At 49.3% G+C, this 15,565-nt stretch carries 16 protein-coding genes and 1 tRNA gene; 7 read left to right on the top strand and 10 right to left on the bottom strand.

Features of this window, described 5'->3' with window-relative positions:
• Positions 1 to 88: 88 nt before the first annotated feature.
• Positions 89 to 931, top strand: a complete 843-nt coding sequence (locus L0Y31_RS13310; protein ID WP_310587090.1) for a methylated-DNA--[protein]-cysteine S-methyltransferase — start codon at positions 89 to 91, stop codon at positions 929 to 931.
• Positions 932 to 954: 23 nt separating this feature from the next.
• Here the strand turns inward: L0Y31_RS13310 and L0Y31_RS13305 are convergent, their stop codons facing one another.
• On the bottom strand, positions 955 to 2,421 hold the full coding sequence (locus L0Y31_RS13305) for an aminotransferase-like domain-containing protein (RefSeq protein ID WP_234733561.1): 1,467 nt from the start codon (positions 2,419 to 2,421) through the stop codon (positions 955 to 957).
• A gap of 97 nt (positions 2,422 to 2,518) precedes the next feature.
• Here L0Y31_RS13305 and L0Y31_RS13300 point away from each other — a divergent pair, with 97 nt between their 5' ends.
• The 5 genes from L0Y31_RS13300 to L0Y31_RS13280 all read left to right on the top strand — a co-directional run bounded on the left by L0Y31_RS13300 (position 2,519) and on the right by L0Y31_RS13280 (position 6,118).
• Positions 2,519 to 3,142 carry a pyridoxamine 5'-phosphate oxidase family protein gene (locus L0Y31_RS13300; protein ID WP_234733560.1) on the top strand — a complete coding sequence of 208 codons (624 nt, stop codon included), beginning with the start codon at positions 2,519 to 2,521 and terminating at the stop codon, positions 3,140 to 3,142.
• A 10-nt stretch (positions 3,143 to 3,152) separates the two neighbouring features.
• Positions 3,153 to 3,752 (top strand): DNA-3-methyladenine glycosylase family protein, encoded by a 600-nt coding sequence (locus tag L0Y31_RS13295; RefSeq protein WP_234733559.1) that lies wholly within the window; start codon positions 3,153 to 3,155, stop codon positions 3,750 to 3,752.
• A 104-nt stretch (positions 3,753 to 3,856) separates the two neighbouring features.
• The gene (locus L0Y31_RS13290) at positions 3,857 to 4,126 is read left to right on the top strand and encodes an autorepressor SdpR family transcription factor (RefSeq protein WP_234733558.1); all 270 of its coding nucleotides are present in this window, start codon (positions 3,857 to 3,859) and stop codon (positions 4,124 to 4,126) included.
• Between the two features lie 13 nt (positions 4,127 to 4,139).
• Positions 4,140 to 4,802: an SdpI family protein gene (locus L0Y31_RS13285; protein WP_234733557.1), complete on the top strand. Its 663-nt coding sequence runs from the start codon at positions 4,140 to 4,142 to the stop codon at positions 4,800 to 4,802.
• A gap of 170 nt (positions 4,803 to 4,972) precedes the next feature.
• A complete protein-coding gene (locus tag L0Y31_RS13280) occupies positions 4,973 to 6,118 on the top strand; it encodes a hypothetical protein (RefSeq protein ID WP_234733556.1) in 1,146 nt (381 codons plus the stop codon).
• On the opposite strand, the gene L0Y31_RS13275 is transcribed toward L0Y31_RS13280, so the two are convergent.
• From L0Y31_RS13275 to L0Y31_RS13235, 9 genes are all read right to left on the bottom strand, one after another.
• Positions 6,112 to 7,344: a metallophosphoesterase family protein gene (locus L0Y31_RS13275; RefSeq protein ID WP_234733555.1), complete on the bottom strand. Its 1,233-nt coding sequence runs from the start codon at positions 7,342 to 7,344 to the stop codon at positions 6,112 to 6,114. The genes L0Y31_RS13280 and L0Y31_RS13275 overlap by 7 nt on opposite strands.
• A 24-nt stretch (positions 7,345 to 7,368) precedes the next feature.
• Complete coding sequence (locus L0Y31_RS13270; protein WP_234733554.1) at positions 7,369 to 8,775, bottom strand: DUF4403 family protein; 1,407 nt, start codon at positions 8,773 to 8,775, stop codon at positions 7,369 to 7,371.
• Between the two features lie 248 nt (positions 8,776 to 9,023).
• A complete protein-coding gene (locus tag L0Y31_RS13265; protein ID WP_234733553.1) occupies positions 9,024 to 9,578 on the bottom strand; it encodes a YfiT family bacillithiol transferase in 555 nt (184 codons plus the stop codon).
• 30 nt (positions 9,579 to 9,608) lie between these two features.
• Positions 9,609 to 10,421, bottom strand: coding sequence for an inositol monophosphatase family protein (locus L0Y31_RS13260; RefSeq protein ID WP_234733552.1), 813 nt, complete (start codon positions 10,419 to 10,421; stop codon positions 9,609 to 9,611).
• Complete coding sequence (locus tag L0Y31_RS13255) at positions 10,405 to 11,673, bottom strand: Lnb N-terminal periplasmic domain-containing protein (protein ID WP_234733551.1); 1,269 nt, start codon at positions 11,671 to 11,673, stop codon at positions 10,405 to 10,407. Before L0Y31_RS13255 ends, L0Y31_RS13260 begins: the two co-directional genes overlap by 17 nt.
• The gene (gene rsmI / locus L0Y31_RS13250; protein WP_234733550.1) at positions 11,642 to 12,307 is read right to left on the bottom strand and encodes a 16S rRNA (cytidine(1402)-2'-O)-methyltransferase; all 666 of its coding nucleotides are present in this window, start codon (positions 12,305 to 12,307) and stop codon (positions 11,642 to 11,644) included. Before rsmI ends, L0Y31_RS13255 begins: the two co-directional genes overlap by 32 nt.
• 118 nt (positions 12,308 to 12,425) lie before the next feature.
• Positions 12,426 to 13,214: a ferritin-like domain-containing protein gene (locus L0Y31_RS13245; protein ID WP_234733549.1), complete on the bottom strand. Its 789-nt coding sequence runs from the start codon at positions 13,212 to 13,214 to the stop codon at positions 12,426 to 12,428.
• A gap of 12 nt (positions 13,215 to 13,226) precedes the next feature.
• Positions 13,227 to 13,967, bottom strand: coding sequence for a ferritin-like domain-containing protein (locus tag L0Y31_RS13240; RefSeq protein WP_234733548.1), 741 nt, complete (start codon positions 13,965 to 13,967; stop codon positions 13,227 to 13,229).
• Between the two features lie 193 nt (positions 13,968 to 14,160).
• Positions 14,161 to 14,424 (bottom strand): 4a-hydroxytetrahydrobiopterin dehydratase, encoded by a 264-nt coding sequence (locus tag L0Y31_RS13235; protein ID WP_255773031.1) that lies wholly within the window; start codon positions 14,422 to 14,424, stop codon positions 14,161 to 14,163.
• A 338-nt stretch (positions 14,425 to 14,762) separates the two neighbouring features.
• On the opposite strand from L0Y31_RS13235, the gene L0Y31_RS13230 reads away from it, so the two are divergent.
• Positions 14,763 to 14,847, top strand: a tRNA-Ser gene (locus L0Y31_RS13230).
• The last annotated feature ends 718 nt before the right edge of the window (positions 14,848 to 15,565 follow it).

The raw sequence follows: 15,565 nt of genomic DNA, 5'->3' as shown, positions 1-15,565 counted from the left end.
GAAGCGCCTAAGTTCGCAAGAATCGGGTTCTATTCCTCTTTTTAGGCAAGTATTTTTGTTCGTTAATTTAGCAAACGCAATGAATAAAATGAGCGAAACCTACCAACAAATTGCCCGCGCCATTGATTATCTGAACCATAACTTCCGGCAGCAGCCAAAATTGGCCGAAGTGGCCGAGCAAGCTTACCTGAGCGAATACCACTTTCAACGCTTGTTTACAGACTGGGCCGGGGTTAGTCCCAAGAAATTTTTGCAATACCTGACCCTTGATTACGCCAAAGGCCAACTTCGCAAGGGACTGACACTGGCCGAAACTGCCGATGCTTCAGGCCTATCGGGGACAAGCCGCCTGCATGATCTTTTTGTCACGCTGGAGGGCGTTACCCCCGGCCAATTCAAACTGGCGGGCGAAGGTTTACTGCTCCGTTATGGCATTTTCGACGGGCCATTCGGCCTGTATTTCCTGGCCGCTCTGGACGAAAAAATCTGCAAGCTCTGGTTTCTCGATGAATCAGAACCTGTCGAAAACCTGGTGCAACGTTTAAAAGCCGAGTGGCCCGGGGCGAAAATTCAGCCCGACCAAATCGCCTTAGAAACCCTGGCCCGTCGCATCTTTGTGTCTGGCAATTCGGAACAACTGCGTTTGCTGGTAAAAGGCTCTTTCTTCCAGCTTAAGGTTTGGGAGGCTCTACTCCGCATTCCGGAAGGCCGAATTACCAGTTACGATCAGATTGCCACAGCCATCGGAATGCCTAACGCTTCCCGTGCCGTTGGAACTGCCATTGGGAACAATCCCATTGGGTACCTCATCCCCTGCCACCGTGTTATTAAAAAGACAGGACTCTTCGGAAACTACCGTTGGGGCGCTGTAAGAAAAACCGCCCTATTGGGTTGGGAAGCCGCCCAGACAGCTAAAACAGAAGCATATTAAGCATTTTTTTCAGACAAAACTACTTAATAAATCAATCGTTTAATGATCGCCACACTTTGGGCTAATTCTGTTTCTGAGCTGGAAGCAAAGCCTAAACGCGTACTATTAAGACTTTTACCGGGAGGATTATGGGCTTGCCCGTTCGCAAAAAACAACCCTTCGCGCTGGGCCGCCTCCGCCAGTTGCGTTAGCGGAATGGCCGGATCAAACGCCGCCCAGACCGCCAGGCCACCATCCGGGCGGGTAAACTGAACCCGATCGCCCAGTTCATCCGCTAACAAAGCACAAAAATAGTCGCGCCGAGCCTCATACATACGAAGCGATTTTTTCAGGTGACGCCGCATATCGCCATTTCGGAACAAATACCCAATGGCAAATTCCAGCATCGAATCACCCTGGCGGTCAATAATACGGCGCAGACGGGCCAATTCGTCAATGAGTGCCGCCGGTGCCACCACGTACCCCATCCGAAAAGCAGGGGCCACCGACTTAGACAAGGAACCAACGTAAATCACCATGCCGTGCCGGTCGGCGCTAATCAAGGGCAAAATAGGGCGACTCTGGTAATGAAAATCATAATCGTAGTCATCTTCCAGCAGCACAAAACCAGCTTCCTGACTCAGTTGCAAGAGCCGAAGCCGCCGGTCAGCCCGCAGCGTAACCGTTGTGGGGTAATGATGGTGGGGCGTTACATAGACCATTCGAACAGGCTGTTTTTCGCAAATGGCCGCAATGGCCTCCACGTCAAGTCCGTGCTGGTCCACGGGTACGGTCAATATTTGGGCACCGGCCTGGCGAAAATTCATGTTGGCCCCCGACCAGTTGGTTTCACCCACAACAACAATATCGTTGGGTTGAAGCAGCAGCGTACTAGCCAGATGAATGCCCATGATGCTGCCCCGCGTAATGAGCACGTTGTCGGGTGTCGTGCGTAAACCACGGGTTTCGTTCAGGTAGGCCGACAACTCCTGACGCAGGAGCGGATGCCCCTTTGTATCGCCATACCCAAAGTGCTGCTGCGGATCGCCCCAGCGGAAATAGCTGCGGTAGGCGCGGGCCAATTCTTCCATCGGAGCCAGGCGAATATCGGGAAAGCCATCATCCAGACGCAAGCCAGGCAACGTAGCCAGGACGGGACGCATCAGGTGGTCGTTTTGTCGGAAGGCATAGCCCGGTTTTTCTATAGGCTTGGTATCTGCTTCTTTATCGCCAAAAGACTGGGGCTGGCTCTGGGCTAAATGCCGGGAAACATACGTACCGCTACCGATTTGGGTTTCAAACCAGCCCTGAGCAATCAGCTCGTCATAAGCCGCCACGACCGTTTTCCGGTGGAGGTGTACTAGATCGGACAGTTGCCGCGTACCGGGCAAACGCTGCCCGGGGGTTAGTATACCCTCGCGGACGAGCCGTTCCAGTTGTTCCGACAATTGCAGAAAGACCGGTATTTCTGAATTTTTATCAATGACGAGTAGCGTTTTAAAAGGCAGCATAACCGGACTACTTATTTTTCAAAAACTGGACGATTTGCATAGTCCACTAAAGAAAGATATTTGAGCCGTAACTTAAAAATGTATTTCTTAAAATCACATGCAAACAAGCCGCACAACACCGAGCCGTACCGCCAAACGCGCCCACTACGACGAACCAACGATTCACGCTATTCTGGACGAGGCCCTTTTTTGTACGATTAGCTTTGCCCAGGACGGCCAGCCTTTCTCCATCCCGACGGCTTTCGCCCGCGAAGGGAACCGCATTTTCATTCACGGGTCGGTCGGCAGCCATTTTATCCGTGAGATTGAAAAAGGCATCCCGGTCTGTATCGCTGTTACCTTGATAGACGGCCTGGTGCTGGCTAAATCGGGCTTTAGTCATACGGTTAATTATCGTTCCGTGATTATTTTCGGAAAGGCAGAAAAAATTGAGGATAATGCGGAAAAGGAAAAAGCACTGGCGCTGATTACTAACCAGCTCATTCCCAACCGCTGGGAGGATCTGCGTCCTTCAACAGCCAGTGAGATGCGAAAAACCACGATCCTCGCTTTTACGCTGGACGAAGCCTCGGCTAAAATCCGCACGGGCGGGCCAAATGACGAACCGGAAGATCGCAGTTTACCCACCTGGTCGGGTGTTATTCCGCTCAAAACGGTTCGTTTAGCACCCGAACCCGACGAGACGAGCGCGGCTATGCCCCTGCCTGATTATCTTTGCTAAATTTTTCACGATGTCCCTCACGCACCTTTCTCAAGATCTGGTTCTGGCGCAAATCATTGCCACCACACCCGCCCCTAAACTTGCCTTTGACTACGAGGGTGATGTTTACCTGGCGCTCTTGGAAAGCATTGTTTCCCAGCAGATCTCGGTGAAAGCCGCCAACGCCATTTTTACCCGCTTTCGCGCTTTGTTTCCGGAGAATTACCCCTACCCCGATTTGCTGGTGGCCTTGTCGGCGGAAGAATTACGTACCGCTGGGTTGTCGGGACAAAAGTCAGCTTATCTACAAAGCGTTGCCCAGTTTTCCATGCAGAACCGCCTGGATAGCGCCTATTTCACCGCGCTGACCGATGAAGAAGTCGTCCAGTATCTGATCCCAATCAAAGGGGTTGGACGCTGGACGGTCGAAATGCTCCTGATGTTTGTGCTCGACCGACCGGACGTTTTTCCCGTCGATGATCTGGTTATTCGTCAGAAAATGGTGCGGGCCTATGAGCTAACCGAGACTGGGCGGGCCCTTTACCAGCGCCTTCACGAAATCGCGGAGTCCTGGCGTCCCTACCGCACCCTGGCCTGTCGTTACCTGTGGCGCTGGCAGCCACCCGTTTAAAAATACGCCACACCTTTTATCCTCTTTTTCGCCCTAATTATACAGGTGCGCTTGTTGTAAAATTTATTATTTAGATATTTGTCTAAATATTTAACAGTAAACCCATGAACGTTTTGTTCAAAGCGCTGAACGATCCTACCCGTCGGCAAATTCTCGAACTCCTGCGCACAGGGGATCTCACAGCCGGGGAAATAGCCGATCGTTTTGACATGACCAAGCCGAGCATTTCGCACCACCTCGACTTGCTGAAGCAGGCGGGTTTGGTGGAAGCAACCAAAGAAGGCCAGTTTATTCGCTATACGCTCAATACCACGGTTTTGGACGAGTTGCTGGGCTGGCTGATGGGATTTCGACAAAATGACACTAAACCATAATTAGCATAAAGCCATGAAAAAAAGTGTATTCTTCAGCGAATGGATTCTGGGAGGTGTGATGCTGCTGCCCCTGATTTATCTGGCCTTCATTTACAACCGCTTACCGGCCACCGTTCCCATGCATTATGATTCGATGGGAACCCCCAACCGCTACGATTCCAAAGAAACCTTTGTCACCATTTTTGGAATTATGACTCTCTTTATGTACCTCCTTTTTCGCTACATCCCGGCGCTGGATCCCAAACAAAAATTAGAGACCGCCAACTACTATAAAATGCGCCTTTTGATCGCGGTTTTCTGGGCTGTCCTGCTTATTGGCATTGGTTATACGACCACGCAGGGGCTGGCCAGCGATCGTTTTCTAAGCTTTCTGACGGCTTTGGTGTGCCTGATGCTGGCGGGAGTGGGTAACCTGATGTATAGCGTTCGCCATAATTATTTTGTCGGTATTCGCACGCCCTGGACGCTCGATAGCGAGGTGGTCTGGCGCAAAACCCACCAACGCGTGGCGCCAATCTGGGTAGCGGTAGGCTTGCTGGGCACTATTTTAGCGTTCTTGTTGCCAACGCCTTGGAAAAGTAACATGATTCTGATTATTGCGTTAGGACTAGCCTTGGGATCAGCGGGCTACTCCTACCTGGTTTTTCGGCAAGAGAAGGCAAAGCAGACCATTTAACCACAACTCGCCATGCGTCTTTCTTTTTGGAATCCTATAAACCAACCGAACTTACACGCACTGCCGGAACGAGTCCGCCGATTACTCATTTTATGGAAAAAAACAACTAGAGTATTTTAAACGTTTTGTATACTTTTTGGGTCATATAGCACACAAATCAAGGATGTTGTATGCGTTCAATTTATCTATATGGCTTACTGACGCTACTGGGCTTTTCGGGCTGCGGCACGGGTAAAAATGCCCTGAAGCACGGCAATTTCACGACGGCGGTGCAGCTCTCGACCCAACGGCTTCGGCAGAAACCAGCCAATCCGAAAGCGCAACAGGTTTTGCAAGAGGCCTTTGCCACCGCCTACAACCAACGGCAGCGAGCTATCCTACAACTTAGTCGCTCCGACGAGCCTTTTCGCTGGGAACTGGTTGTGAAGGAATACAACAAACTTCAGGAACTGGCGAAACAGGTAACGGCCTGCCCGAGCTGCCCTGACGTGCTGAAAAACTACCCGCTTCATTACGAAACCCAGCTCCAAGAAGCGCGGGAGCTGGCTGCTGCGGATCGTTACAAAGCGGCGGAACTGGCTTTTACCTACAGCCAAAACGATCGGCTGGCCGCCCGCGACGCCGTTCTAAACTTTCAGAAGGCTGACCAATGGGTTGAGAATTACCGGGATGCCCGCTTGCGAGCCGCCGATGCGCTTTATCTGGCTGCTTTCCGGGTTGTGATTGAACCGATGGCAATCACGCGGGAACTATCGGCTTCTGAATACGACGATTTACAGAATCAAATCTTTCGTCGCATTAAAAATCAGGGGCCTCCTTCGCAGTTTGTCCGCTATTACATGCCGGGCGCTACCCCCGAGCCGGGACGCATGCCTAACCACGTTGTCCAGATGAAAATTATGGATTACCGCCCTTTCGATACGGCGGTTACCTCCTCGTCACAGGACGTTGAGAGCAACCAGACCTTCAAAGTAGGCACAAAGAAAATTAACGACAGCACCGTTGTCGATGTGTACGAGAAAGTAAAAGGAAAATTAACGACCTACCGCAAGACCATCTCGGCCCGGCTGGACATGCGCATTCGGGTGGTAGACCTGGCGAAAGACGATGTTGTCTGGCAGGATAGTATCTGCGAAACTGAAACCTGGGCCGACGAGTGGCAGGAATTTAGTGGTGATAAACGCGCCCTGAACGGTCATACGCTGAAAACAGCCTCGCTCCTGGTTCCAGTCGCCTGGCAATTGTACAGCGACCTCACGAGTTCTATGGCTTCCAGCGTCAACTACCGGCTCAGGACCTGGTACCACGATTATTGACCATATTTCGTCATGTCTGGATGAACAAACAGGGTTTTGACAGCCAATTCGCCATTTTCCCGATTGACAGACCACTGCTCCGATACGACAGTTTGTTTGTTCTGATCAATGTAATCCAGTTTTAGCTGAGTGCCCTCAATGGTCATCAAGGCAAAGCCATTGTACCCCACGGCCTTTCGGCGGACGCGTTCGCGAACGCGCTGGTCGTACAGCACAAGCTGGCTCTCGTGTCCTCGATTCGGTTCATTGATTTCGACGGGCATACCGCCAATTCCCACGCAGCGCCCCCAGGCTTGAATACCGTCTGGGAAACCGTATTTTTCGTAGAAAGAAAGTCGGTGCTCATGCCCCCAAATCCAGACAACCGGTCGCGCCGAATCGCCCATGATTTTCCGCAATTGCCGCCCTACTACCGGGTGATCGTCCCGAAACGACGAATAATAAGGATGATGACTAAGCAAAATAATGCCCCTCGTATCACTTGGATCGCCCAGGCGAACGACATTTTTCAGCCAGTCTAACTGCTCTTCGCGGAGGTGGCAATCGGGCTTGAACAGCACCTCCAGAAAAGGACGGTTAGTCGAGGTGTAGCCCGTATCCAGGCCAATGATGCGCCAGTGTTCGTGTTCCAGGCAGAAAAAACCAGCCTGCTGCGTCGCCACGGTTTCGCCCTTGCGGATTTTCATGGCGGGCAGTAGTTTTTTGAAATACGCCGTCCCGTTGGAATACATCTCGTGGTTTCCCGACAAAGCCAGGCTCCCGTGTTTGCCATAATGCCAGGAAGAATGAGGGGCTAGAAAATTAGCTTCCACTTCTTCCGGCGTACCAACAAAATAGACATCGCCCAGATGAATCGTATAATCGGGATCGTAGGTAGACACCAGATGCCCGATCTGGTCGGATTCTTTGGTGTCCGTCGCCCAGTCCGACAACAAAGCAAGCGTTACGGAATCCGTGAAGGTATGGGTGGGATACAGCCCATCGTCGCCGTTACGGGGATAAAACTGGTATTCGGCTTTGGGTCCTAAACGGCTGCGTATGTAGTGATACGCAAACCCAAACAAATTATACCAGAAGAAGGCACTAAGCAGGTTAGTCGTGTTGCCAGTATACTGCGTTTTCTTTTCGTAGAGGGCCACCTGGGTTTTCAGGTGGTTTTCCAGTTCTGTATGCCCTAAATCAACATATTGCTCTTTTTCGCGCTTCTGGGAATCTATATCTGCCATACCTCGTCTTCAATGGGGGCTTTTTCAGAGTTTTTTTACTTTCAACATCATGGTCGCCCGAACGTTAATCAGCACCTGAACCGCTTCAGGCCGAATGGCAATGTTACGCGGCGTTAACCGAAACTGCTGAATATCAATCAACGCTTTTTCTCCGGTTTTCCCTTTCGCAAAAGCTTCCTCAATTTTAGTAGGAATTTTTTCTAAATGCTGCTTCAGAGGGACACTCAATGCCGTTTCGAAGGTTTCCTGCAAAGAATCATGCAGCAACCAGTCTGCGGTTGACAGAAGAACTTCCTCTGTGTTTACGTCAAACTTCAGATTTTTGACCAACAGTTTATGCTGTAAGGTATCGTAGGCTGGCCGGCCCCGAAAGAATAAAGTCCCATTTACGCTTCCTTTGACATCCGATTTGAGAATGAGTGTATTTCCACCTCCGTATACCGAAGCGCTACGAATGCGCACAATCCGGCTGGATAGTTTCACTTCCTGGTTGTCTAGTGTTCGCGCCAGCGTCTGGTTCAGGTCGTTGTAGGGAATGCGACTCAACAGATTCAACTCCGATACCAGAGGCAATGTATCTACTTTTTGCAGGGGCGGCAGCTTGCTCTTAATGGCAACCTGTGGCTCTGGTCCGAAGCGGGTTTCAATGTTAAAATAGACGCGCAGTGGCACTACAATCGTTTTCTCATCGCCGTATACATCACTAACCTGAACAGAGCGTGGCATGGGAATAAGCCATATATTTTCGAACTGGCGATTCAGGAGCAACGGCTTCTGTAATTCCTGCCAGATTTTCTGAATTTCGCGATCCAGGTGCAGTTCGGTGTAAATTGCTTCATTGATGGCGTCTTCGATGTTTTTCCGGCGATTTTTAAGAATTCCTTCGGCCAGATCAGTAACCGGTATATCAAAGCCAAGCAAGCGGATATTGGGCTGTTCGATCCAGCGGTACTTATTTAGGGAGACCTTTGTTTCCAGCTTCCAGTCCTGACGAACGCTGATGGGGCTGTTGAATTCGACGTCAATCGAGCAGAGCGCACGCCGATCGGCGGCTTTTTTCTTAGAAGTTAGGGGGTTAATAATCCAGATCGTCAAGGGAGCCCCAAACGTCAGGCGGTGGCCATCGTAAGCAATCCGGACGCGCCCGGAGCGTTCGACCCGAAGTTTCCAGATTTTTCCTTTCTGGCTTTTTTGCTCTTCCTGATCGACAATTACCTGACCCAGCGATTGATTAATTTTCTCCTCGAGTGCTTTAACATCAAAGACAATCGGCGCACTAACATACGACGATTCGGCTTTCAACGGGGCGTCAAAAGCAGTAATAACAGGGTCTTTGGGAGCTACTTTTTTGCAGGAAGCAAGGCAAATGATGAGCAATAGGACCACTGCACGCAGCAAATGGCCATTCCATTTTTTGTATAATCGTTCCATGTCCGCCAACAAGCTATACAGTTGACGTTTGCTTCGGCGGACCGATTTTTACTTTTGTTTCTTTTTGTGCGCTATCTCCACTACATCCACATCCTTTGCCACATCCGGCATCTTTCACAAACACACTTTTATAGATTCGACGGCCCAGAAAAAGAAGAGCCGCCCCAAAAAGTATCCCGATGACAACTTGTTCCAGCATACGTCGTACAATGATTGTAACAGTATCCTATGTTGCAGGACTGTTTTTATTAAACGACTGTATCCAGCCAATTGTTCCGTTCCCCGAGTGTGCGGGCATGCTGGTAATGGTGTTCGCCATGCCAGGCATACAGCGCAATCATTTCAGACAAAGCAAATTCACGCGCGCTGCTGGGATGATAATAGGTTCGTTGCAACTCTTTTTCGGTCAGAGTTTCGAGTACGGTTACCCAACGCAGGTGCAGGTTGCTCAGAATAACCAGCGAGGGCGCAATGCTTAACTTCGAATCCGGCAGCTTGGCCCACTCCCCTTCTTCGTACGGTTTGATGGTCGGGGTCGCTTCCGTCAGCGCCAACTTGGTTCTGACGTAGGCATTCAGGTGACTATCAGCCACATGATGCACTAGTTCCCGAACGCTCCATCCGCCGGGGCGGTAGGGCGTGTCCAGGCGTTCGTCTCCCCACTTGCCCACTAGGGCAGTCAGGTCATGGGGCATGGTGGCGATGGTGGCGATATGCGCCTGCGTCTGATCAAAGGTGAAGGTCTGTCCGTATTCAAATTTTCCAATTGGATAACGGAGCGCCTCCATATCAATATGTTCCATGGTTTTATTGGCTCAGAATTAGCTAATCAATTAAGTCCAGTATTCCTGAATCACGGCCAGGAGCTCAGCATGTACGGCGCAGCCCGCCACGACATCACCCCGGAACAGGAACTCGTCCCCACCGGTAAAATCAGTGACTACGCCGCCCGCTTCACGTACCAGAATTACGCCACCAGCCATGTCCCACGATTTAAGATTATACTCAAAAAATCCGTCGAACCGCCCACAGGCCACATAGGCCAGGTCAATGGCTGCCGATCCCATCCGCCGCAGACCGTGGGTTTTCTGCATCAGCGACTCTAAAATATGCAGGTATTGCTGCATTTGCTCAAAGCGGTAATACGGAAAACCGGTTGCAATCAGGCTTTCCTGCAACTGCTGCGCTGGCGAAACCCGAATCCGTTCTTCGGCGCCCCCGTTCTGGCTGCACCACGCTCCCCCGCCCTCCCAGGCGCTAAAGCATTCGTCACGGTTGACATCGTAAATAGAGCCCGCAATTGGCCGCCCGTTGTCTACCAGTCCCACACTTACGGAAAAGACCGGTAATTTATGAATGAAGTTGGCCGTTCCATCCAACGGATCGATAATCCAGTTTAATCCCGCCCGATCGGCCTGCTCCGTAGTGCCTTCTTCAGTGATAAAACCGGCCTCGGGCAAAAGTTGGCTTAAATTGTCAACCAGTTGTTTTTCAGCCTCTTTATCAACGTAGGAAACCACGTTATTAAAATCCTTGTACTCAATGGCCGCCCGGTCGAAGGATTGGTTCTCAGTACGGAGAAAGGCCCCGGTTTTTTTGACAATTCCGGTTAACTGCCGGGTGATTGCGTTAAGATCGTTTGGCATGAGATAAAGCTAATTGGCGTTGAATGGCCCAGGCGCGCAAAGCAAGCAATGCGATTACGGGAGCAAACTCAATGTTAAATTCCTGAAAAATTGTGACGGCGCTGAATACTAAGGCAATAGCAGCCAGCACAGCCGATACGGCAAAATAAGTACGCACCCAGGCGGGGGACGATTTCCGCAGCAGAAAAACCACTACCACATGAAACGGGATGGCCCACAGCAGATTCCAGTTTTTCTGGGTTACGGCATGGTCGGTTCCAAACCACAGAAAGGCCATAAGGCAACCAAACAGACCCGCAATGAAAAACAGAATCCGGTCAGTTCGGAAGCTGATTTGATTTCGGAGCAATTGCGAGCGCGTTTGAAAAATTCCCGCCAGTAAAAGCACAAAACTGATGATCAGAACGGTATAATCTACGTCATGCCCAATTGGCTTTTCTTCCTGAAACAATACCGTGTCGCGCGTTACTAATGGCACTTCGGTAGCGCCCTGCCGTATTTTAGCTTCCCGAAACTCCTCCCGCAGGTTATCGGGCAAGAACATTTCGTCAAAGGCCGTTGCCTGTTTGTCGGTTGGCGTACCCAGCAAAATATCCATGCCCGTCTTGATAAACGGCTTCTGGTTCATGTAATATTGAATCCAGTCGCGGTAGGTCATGTTTTTCGACTTGCTACTAAACTGAACGCTATCACCAACCGCTTTTACCAGCATATCGCGGAGCCGGGTGGAGCAATTGTCAAATAAAAAATCGTATCTGTAAAACTTATTTTCAGGTAGAAGATTGATTTCCAACAACTCATAAAGGCGTTGCTTCTGGCTTTGCGTCAGATTGAGCTCGTCTTCAAAAACGCTCCGGTCTTCGTATTGTGCCCCCGCCAGCGTGTTATAAATCGGCGACACGGAAAGCATGTAAGGCAGTTGGCCCCGAACGAATTTGACGTAAAAACCTTCCGTGCGAAAATCAAACGTCCCGTAGTTATACACCCGGTCGATGCCATACACGGGGTCCGAAATCCAGAAGGCACTGTGCCCAAAACCCGAATACAGCTCCTCTCCCGGCGATACGGTCACCAGGCTGACTTTTGTTTGTGGAGACAGGATAATGGTCTGAGCCGAAGCAGAATATACGCTGAACAACCCCCACCAAATCCCTAAAATCAGGACCAGAAGACAAGACTTGGCCCCCTGCTTTGGCTGCTTTATCGTTTCTATCTGGCCGCTATTTTCCCTGAACAACAATGACAATTTCACCTTTAATTGTTTTTTCGGCAAAGTAAGTAATTATTTCCTGCAACGTACCGCGAATTGTTTCTTCGAACAGCTTTGTTAACTCGCGGCTCACGCTGGCCGGACGGTCGGGGCCAAAATATTCCGCAAACTGTTCGAGCGTTTTCAGCAAACGGTGCGGGGATTCGTAGAAAATCATGGTCCGGCTTTCGCCCACCAATTCGGTCAGGCGGGTCTGGCGCCCTTTTTTGTGGGGCAGAAAACCTTCAAAGGTAAATCGGTCGGCGGGAAGGCCGGAATTGACCAGCGCGGGTACAAAGGCTGTTGGACCAGGCAAACACTCGATCGGAATGTCCTGCTTTATGCATTCGCGGACCAGCAAAAACCCCGGATCAGAAATGGAGGGCGTGCCCGCATCAGAAATCAGCGCCAGGGTTTTGCCCCCTTTCAGTTGAGCAACAAGGCGTTGGACAGTCTGGTGTTCGTTAAAAATGTGGTAGCTATGAAGCGGTTTACTAATACCGAGGTGCTTCATCAACACGCCCGACGTGCGTGTATCTTCCGCCAGCACGGCATCTACTTCTTTCAAAATATTGATTGCCCGCAACGTAATATCTTCGAGATTGCCGATGGGCGTAGGAACGAGGTATAATTTCATTAAAACAGAAGACGGTTCACCAATGTGATTCAAAGTTATAAGGAAACAACTTTAAATAACATCAATAAACCGTCTTTGACGTATAAATAGTCAGGCTTTCGCCAACCAATTACTTTGCTTAAGCCAGGAACGGCGTTACGATAGCCAGTACCTGCTCTTTGCTCAGTGGCTCATCGAATGATTCGCTAACTGCTTTGTCATCTACCCCGAAAGCAACTGATACAGAGCTTACGTTGATTGGGTTAGACGTACCTTGAATCAACATGTTTTCACCGGCATAAATGGCTGCTGGTGCGCCTTCGCCATCCGCAAAGCTAACCCAAGGAGAAACATTACGCATCTTCCGGATCGCCGCCGCGTGGCGCGCTTCTACCGAGTGGATTTGCAGCGCTGCCTGTAGAATAGGCTTAGCAGACATTAGGTTACCAGCCTGGCCTTTGTAAGCGCGAACACCTGTATCTTCAAACGCTTGTGAAACCGTTTTGAAGACTTCGAAGTTGCTGAATACCGTTGGGAAAGCACCTTTCGCTGTGAAGTCGAACTTCAGATTGCTCACAGGCGTACCACCCAATGAGGTGATTGCCGAGCGCAGGAAGTTTACGTGTGCGTTTTCGTGCATCCAGATTTCGTGGAAAGCGATCCGCTGAGCACCTGGAATTACGGTCTCAAGTCCCCGGTAATAGAAATCCCGCTCAAGATATTCCAGCGTAAGGGCAAAGTTCAAGACGTCAACGATACCAGATGTACCCTGACCATAGGCACTTTTCAGTGAAGCACCAAAAGCCATCGGAACAGCGGCAGCAGCCACTTTAGCTCCAAAACGGAACATGTTCCGGCGCGAGTTCAAACGCTCGTATACTTCAGGATCGAGCTGCTCGATTTCAGAAAAAATATTTTGCAGTAACATAAAGGGTGGCGATTAGGTAGTGATGAGACTGTTTGCAGTGATGGTCGTTTTGACGTACTTCTGAGCAATTGGCAATACGTAATTTGGCTCATAAGCCCGGTCCAGACCATTGCCATCCACCACATCCGTGCCAGCAAAGTGACCCGTGTTCATATCTAGCATGTAACGAATCACACTCGCGTGACGCGCCTCTACCGATACAATTTTACCCGCCAACACCAGGTATTCTGGTGTCATGATGTACTTACCAGCCCCGTTATATGCACCTACACCCAAATCTTCAAAAGCCCGAGCTGTAGTTAATACGCTAATACGGTCGTTGAAACGAACCGAGCTAAAGTCTACTTCCAGACCTGGAATAGCGGCTCCACCCAAGGCGGCTTTGAAGAACTCCCGGTGAGCTACTTCGTGATCCCGAATGCTCTTAAGAATCTTCATCTCATCAGAAGACATGCCGTTGTACGGGTTTTTCACCACCATGTCGTAGAAAGCCGCTTCGAGTTGTTCGAGAGCGTAGGCGTAGTTAAGAATACCCACATCACCTGAACCTAGATCAACGGAAGCAGCCAAACGAGCCCCGCCAACAGTAGTAGCCTCACCCGTGAGGGGATCTTTGCTACAGCCCGCTACCAAAAGGCTAGAGGTAACGGCCGCCGCTCCGGCCATACGCAGAAACAAACGACGACCGACTGGCTCCAGGGTGAGCTCGGTCTTCTCGGCTTTTTTAGCAGAAGAGCTGAAAAAATTGCTCATAAAGTGTTTATTATTTGACTTCCATCCGACCGTCGGACAGGTATCGATATGAACGAGCTTCTCAGACCTTTGGATTTTAAAACGTGCTATTACCGAGGGAAAGTTGGATTAATTGAGGTAATGGCCAAAAAACCCCTCAAATACGACCTAAGTGGACATTGAAGCACTAGTCTTCCACATGCCTCGCTTATTCTTATTTCACTAATTTATTGATGGCTGCGGCGAGCGTATGGTCCTTTTCCGTCACCAAATTTCCGGCGTCGTGAGTAGTTAGTTCAATTGTCACTTTATTGTAAACATTTCTCCAGTCGGGGTGATGGTCCATTTTTTCGGCCAGGAAAGCAACCTGCGTCATAAACGCGAAGGCTTCACTGAAATCTGCGAACTCGAATTGCCGAACAAGCTTATGGTCTATTTCCTTCCACATATTTTCTTGCTTAGATAAAAGGTTAAAAATGAGGTTTTAGCAAAGATTGATCTACTTAAAAGCGGCTGACAGGCCAAATGTTTGGCGGATTATTAAAAAAAATTAATAAACATAGTTGTATCTTTGCCTCTGAATTTACCAGCCATTGTGCGCTAGAAAGTGAACGTGACGGTTGGAATTCAAGATGTCGATAGAATTTACAGGACAACCCGCTGGCTTTACCGACGGGTCGTTTTTTTTACGGCATTAAGTCCCTGATTACGTGTGAGAACACTTTTTTTTGCATAAATTTATTTACCTAGATCGCACATAGGCCTTGACAACAAGCTTAAAACGTCTTACCTTTGTGCCACAAATTTCGACTTTAAAGAGGGATGGCGGAGTGGTCGATCGCGGCAGTCTTGAAAACTGTTGACTGTTACAGGTCCGGGGGTTCGAATCCCTCTCCCTCTGCAAAAAGCCTCAAAACACGCTGTTTTGGGGCTTTTTTCGTTTAATATGTACTCTCGGGTCACTTAACGCACTCAGAGAATTAACTACTGAGCTAATGAGCTATCGCCAGTTAGCACCTATATACTCTTCTTCTATCTCTTCTATTTCAGCATTGTTATTTCAAGGGACCTTACCAATGCTAGCCCTCTGGGCCTGACCCGTTGATTTGCTCGCGCCCATAATGGTTCTACTGGGTGAGTTTTAGGTAAAACAAACGAGCACCCTGTATTCGCCTAGGTTATATTTATTGGCTTGTTTCCTCTTTAAGCTGGCTTTTAGACATACTTACAGTAAAACCTCCATGCATGTCTAGACTTGGACGCTGGCGCTGATATACTCCCTCCCTTTTCTAACTACAACACTTTTCGGAATCTCCAGATACTTGAGCATTTTCTCGCTGGAAGGTATACGCTAACGATAGCTGATATCTGAAGAATAAACCAATAAAACACTCAATCCATTTAATGGAAGATTAAAAAGCGATTAAGTACAAATACTTAATTAAAAAATTGTACTTATTTTGTAAAAAATGGTTTTAGTCGAAGTACTAGTCAGACTATTAAAAGTTTATTTATATTCAGCCCTAAATTAAACCAAATCTATTCCTCTACCCTTAACCGAACAATTATGCGACAAATACTTAAAATATACCGCATTGGGCATTTTTAACCGCTTAATA

This window comes from Tellurirhabdus bombi (assembly GCF_021484805.1).
Lineage (GTDB): Bacteria > Bacteroidota > Bacteroidia > Cytophagales > Spirosomataceae > Tellurirhabdus > Tellurirhabdus bombi.
The sequence above is the reverse complement of the archived record's forward strand: the minus strand, read 5'-3'. Positions and strand labels throughout refer to the sequence as shown.

What these genes read in the sequence shown, in the direction of transcription:
- L0Y31_RS13290 (WP_234733558.1), top strand. Translation starts at nt 3,857, where the DNA reads ATGAACGTTTTGTTCAAAGCGCTGAACGATCCTACCCGTCGGCAAATT.
- L0Y31_RS13285 (WP_234733557.1), top strand. Translation starts at nt 4,140, where the DNA reads ATGAAAAAAAGTGTATTCTTCAGCGAATGGATTCTGGGAGGTGTGATG.
- L0Y31_RS13310 (WP_310587090.1), top strand. Translation starts at nt 89, where the DNA reads ATGAGCGAAACCTACCAACAAATTGCCCGCGCCATTGATTATCTGAAC.
- L0Y31_RS13240 (WP_234733548.1), bottom strand. Translation starts at nt 13,967, where the DNA reads ATGAGCAATTTTTTCAGCTCTTCTGCTAAAAAAGCCGAGAAGACCGAG.
- L0Y31_RS13280 (WP_234733556.1), top strand. Translation starts at nt 4,973, where the DNA reads ATGCGTTCAATTTATCTATATGGCTTACTGACGCTACTGGGCTTTTCG.
- L0Y31_RS13270 (WP_234733554.1), bottom strand. Translation starts at nt 8,775, where the DNA reads ATGGAACGATTATACAAAAAATGGAATGGCCATTTGCTGCGTGCAGTG.
- L0Y31_RS13265 (WP_234733553.1), bottom strand. Translation starts at nt 9,578, where the DNA reads ATGGAACATATTGATATGGAGGCGCTCCGTTATCCAATTGGAAAATTT.
- L0Y31_RS13260 (WP_234733552.1), bottom strand. Translation starts at nt 10,421, where the DNA reads ATGCCAAACGATCTTAACGCAATCACCCGGCAGTTAACCGGAATTGTC.
- L0Y31_RS13295 (WP_234733559.1), top strand. Translation starts at nt 3,153, where the DNA reads ATGTCCCTCACGCACCTTTCTCAAGATCTGGTTCTGGCGCAAATCATT.
- L0Y31_RS13245 (WP_234733549.1), bottom strand. Translation starts at nt 13,214, where the DNA reads ATGTTACTGCAAAATATTTTTTCTGAAATCGAGCAGCTCGATCCTGAA.
- rsmI (WP_234733550.1), bottom strand. Translation starts at nt 12,307, where the DNA reads ATGAAATTATACCTCGTTCCTACGCCCATCGGCAATCTCGAAGATATT.
- L0Y31_RS13275 (WP_234733555.1), bottom strand. Translation starts at nt 7,344, where the DNA reads ATGGCAGATATAGATTCCCAGAAGCGCGAAAAAGAGCAATATGTTGAT.
- L0Y31_RS13300 (WP_234733560.1), top strand. Translation starts at nt 2,519, where the DNA reads ATGCAAACAAGCCGCACAACACCGAGCCGTACCGCCAAACGCGCCCAC.
- L0Y31_RS13305 (WP_234733561.1), bottom strand. Translation starts at nt 2,421, where the DNA reads ATGCTGCCTTTTAAAACGCTACTCGTCATTGATAAAAATTCAGAAATA.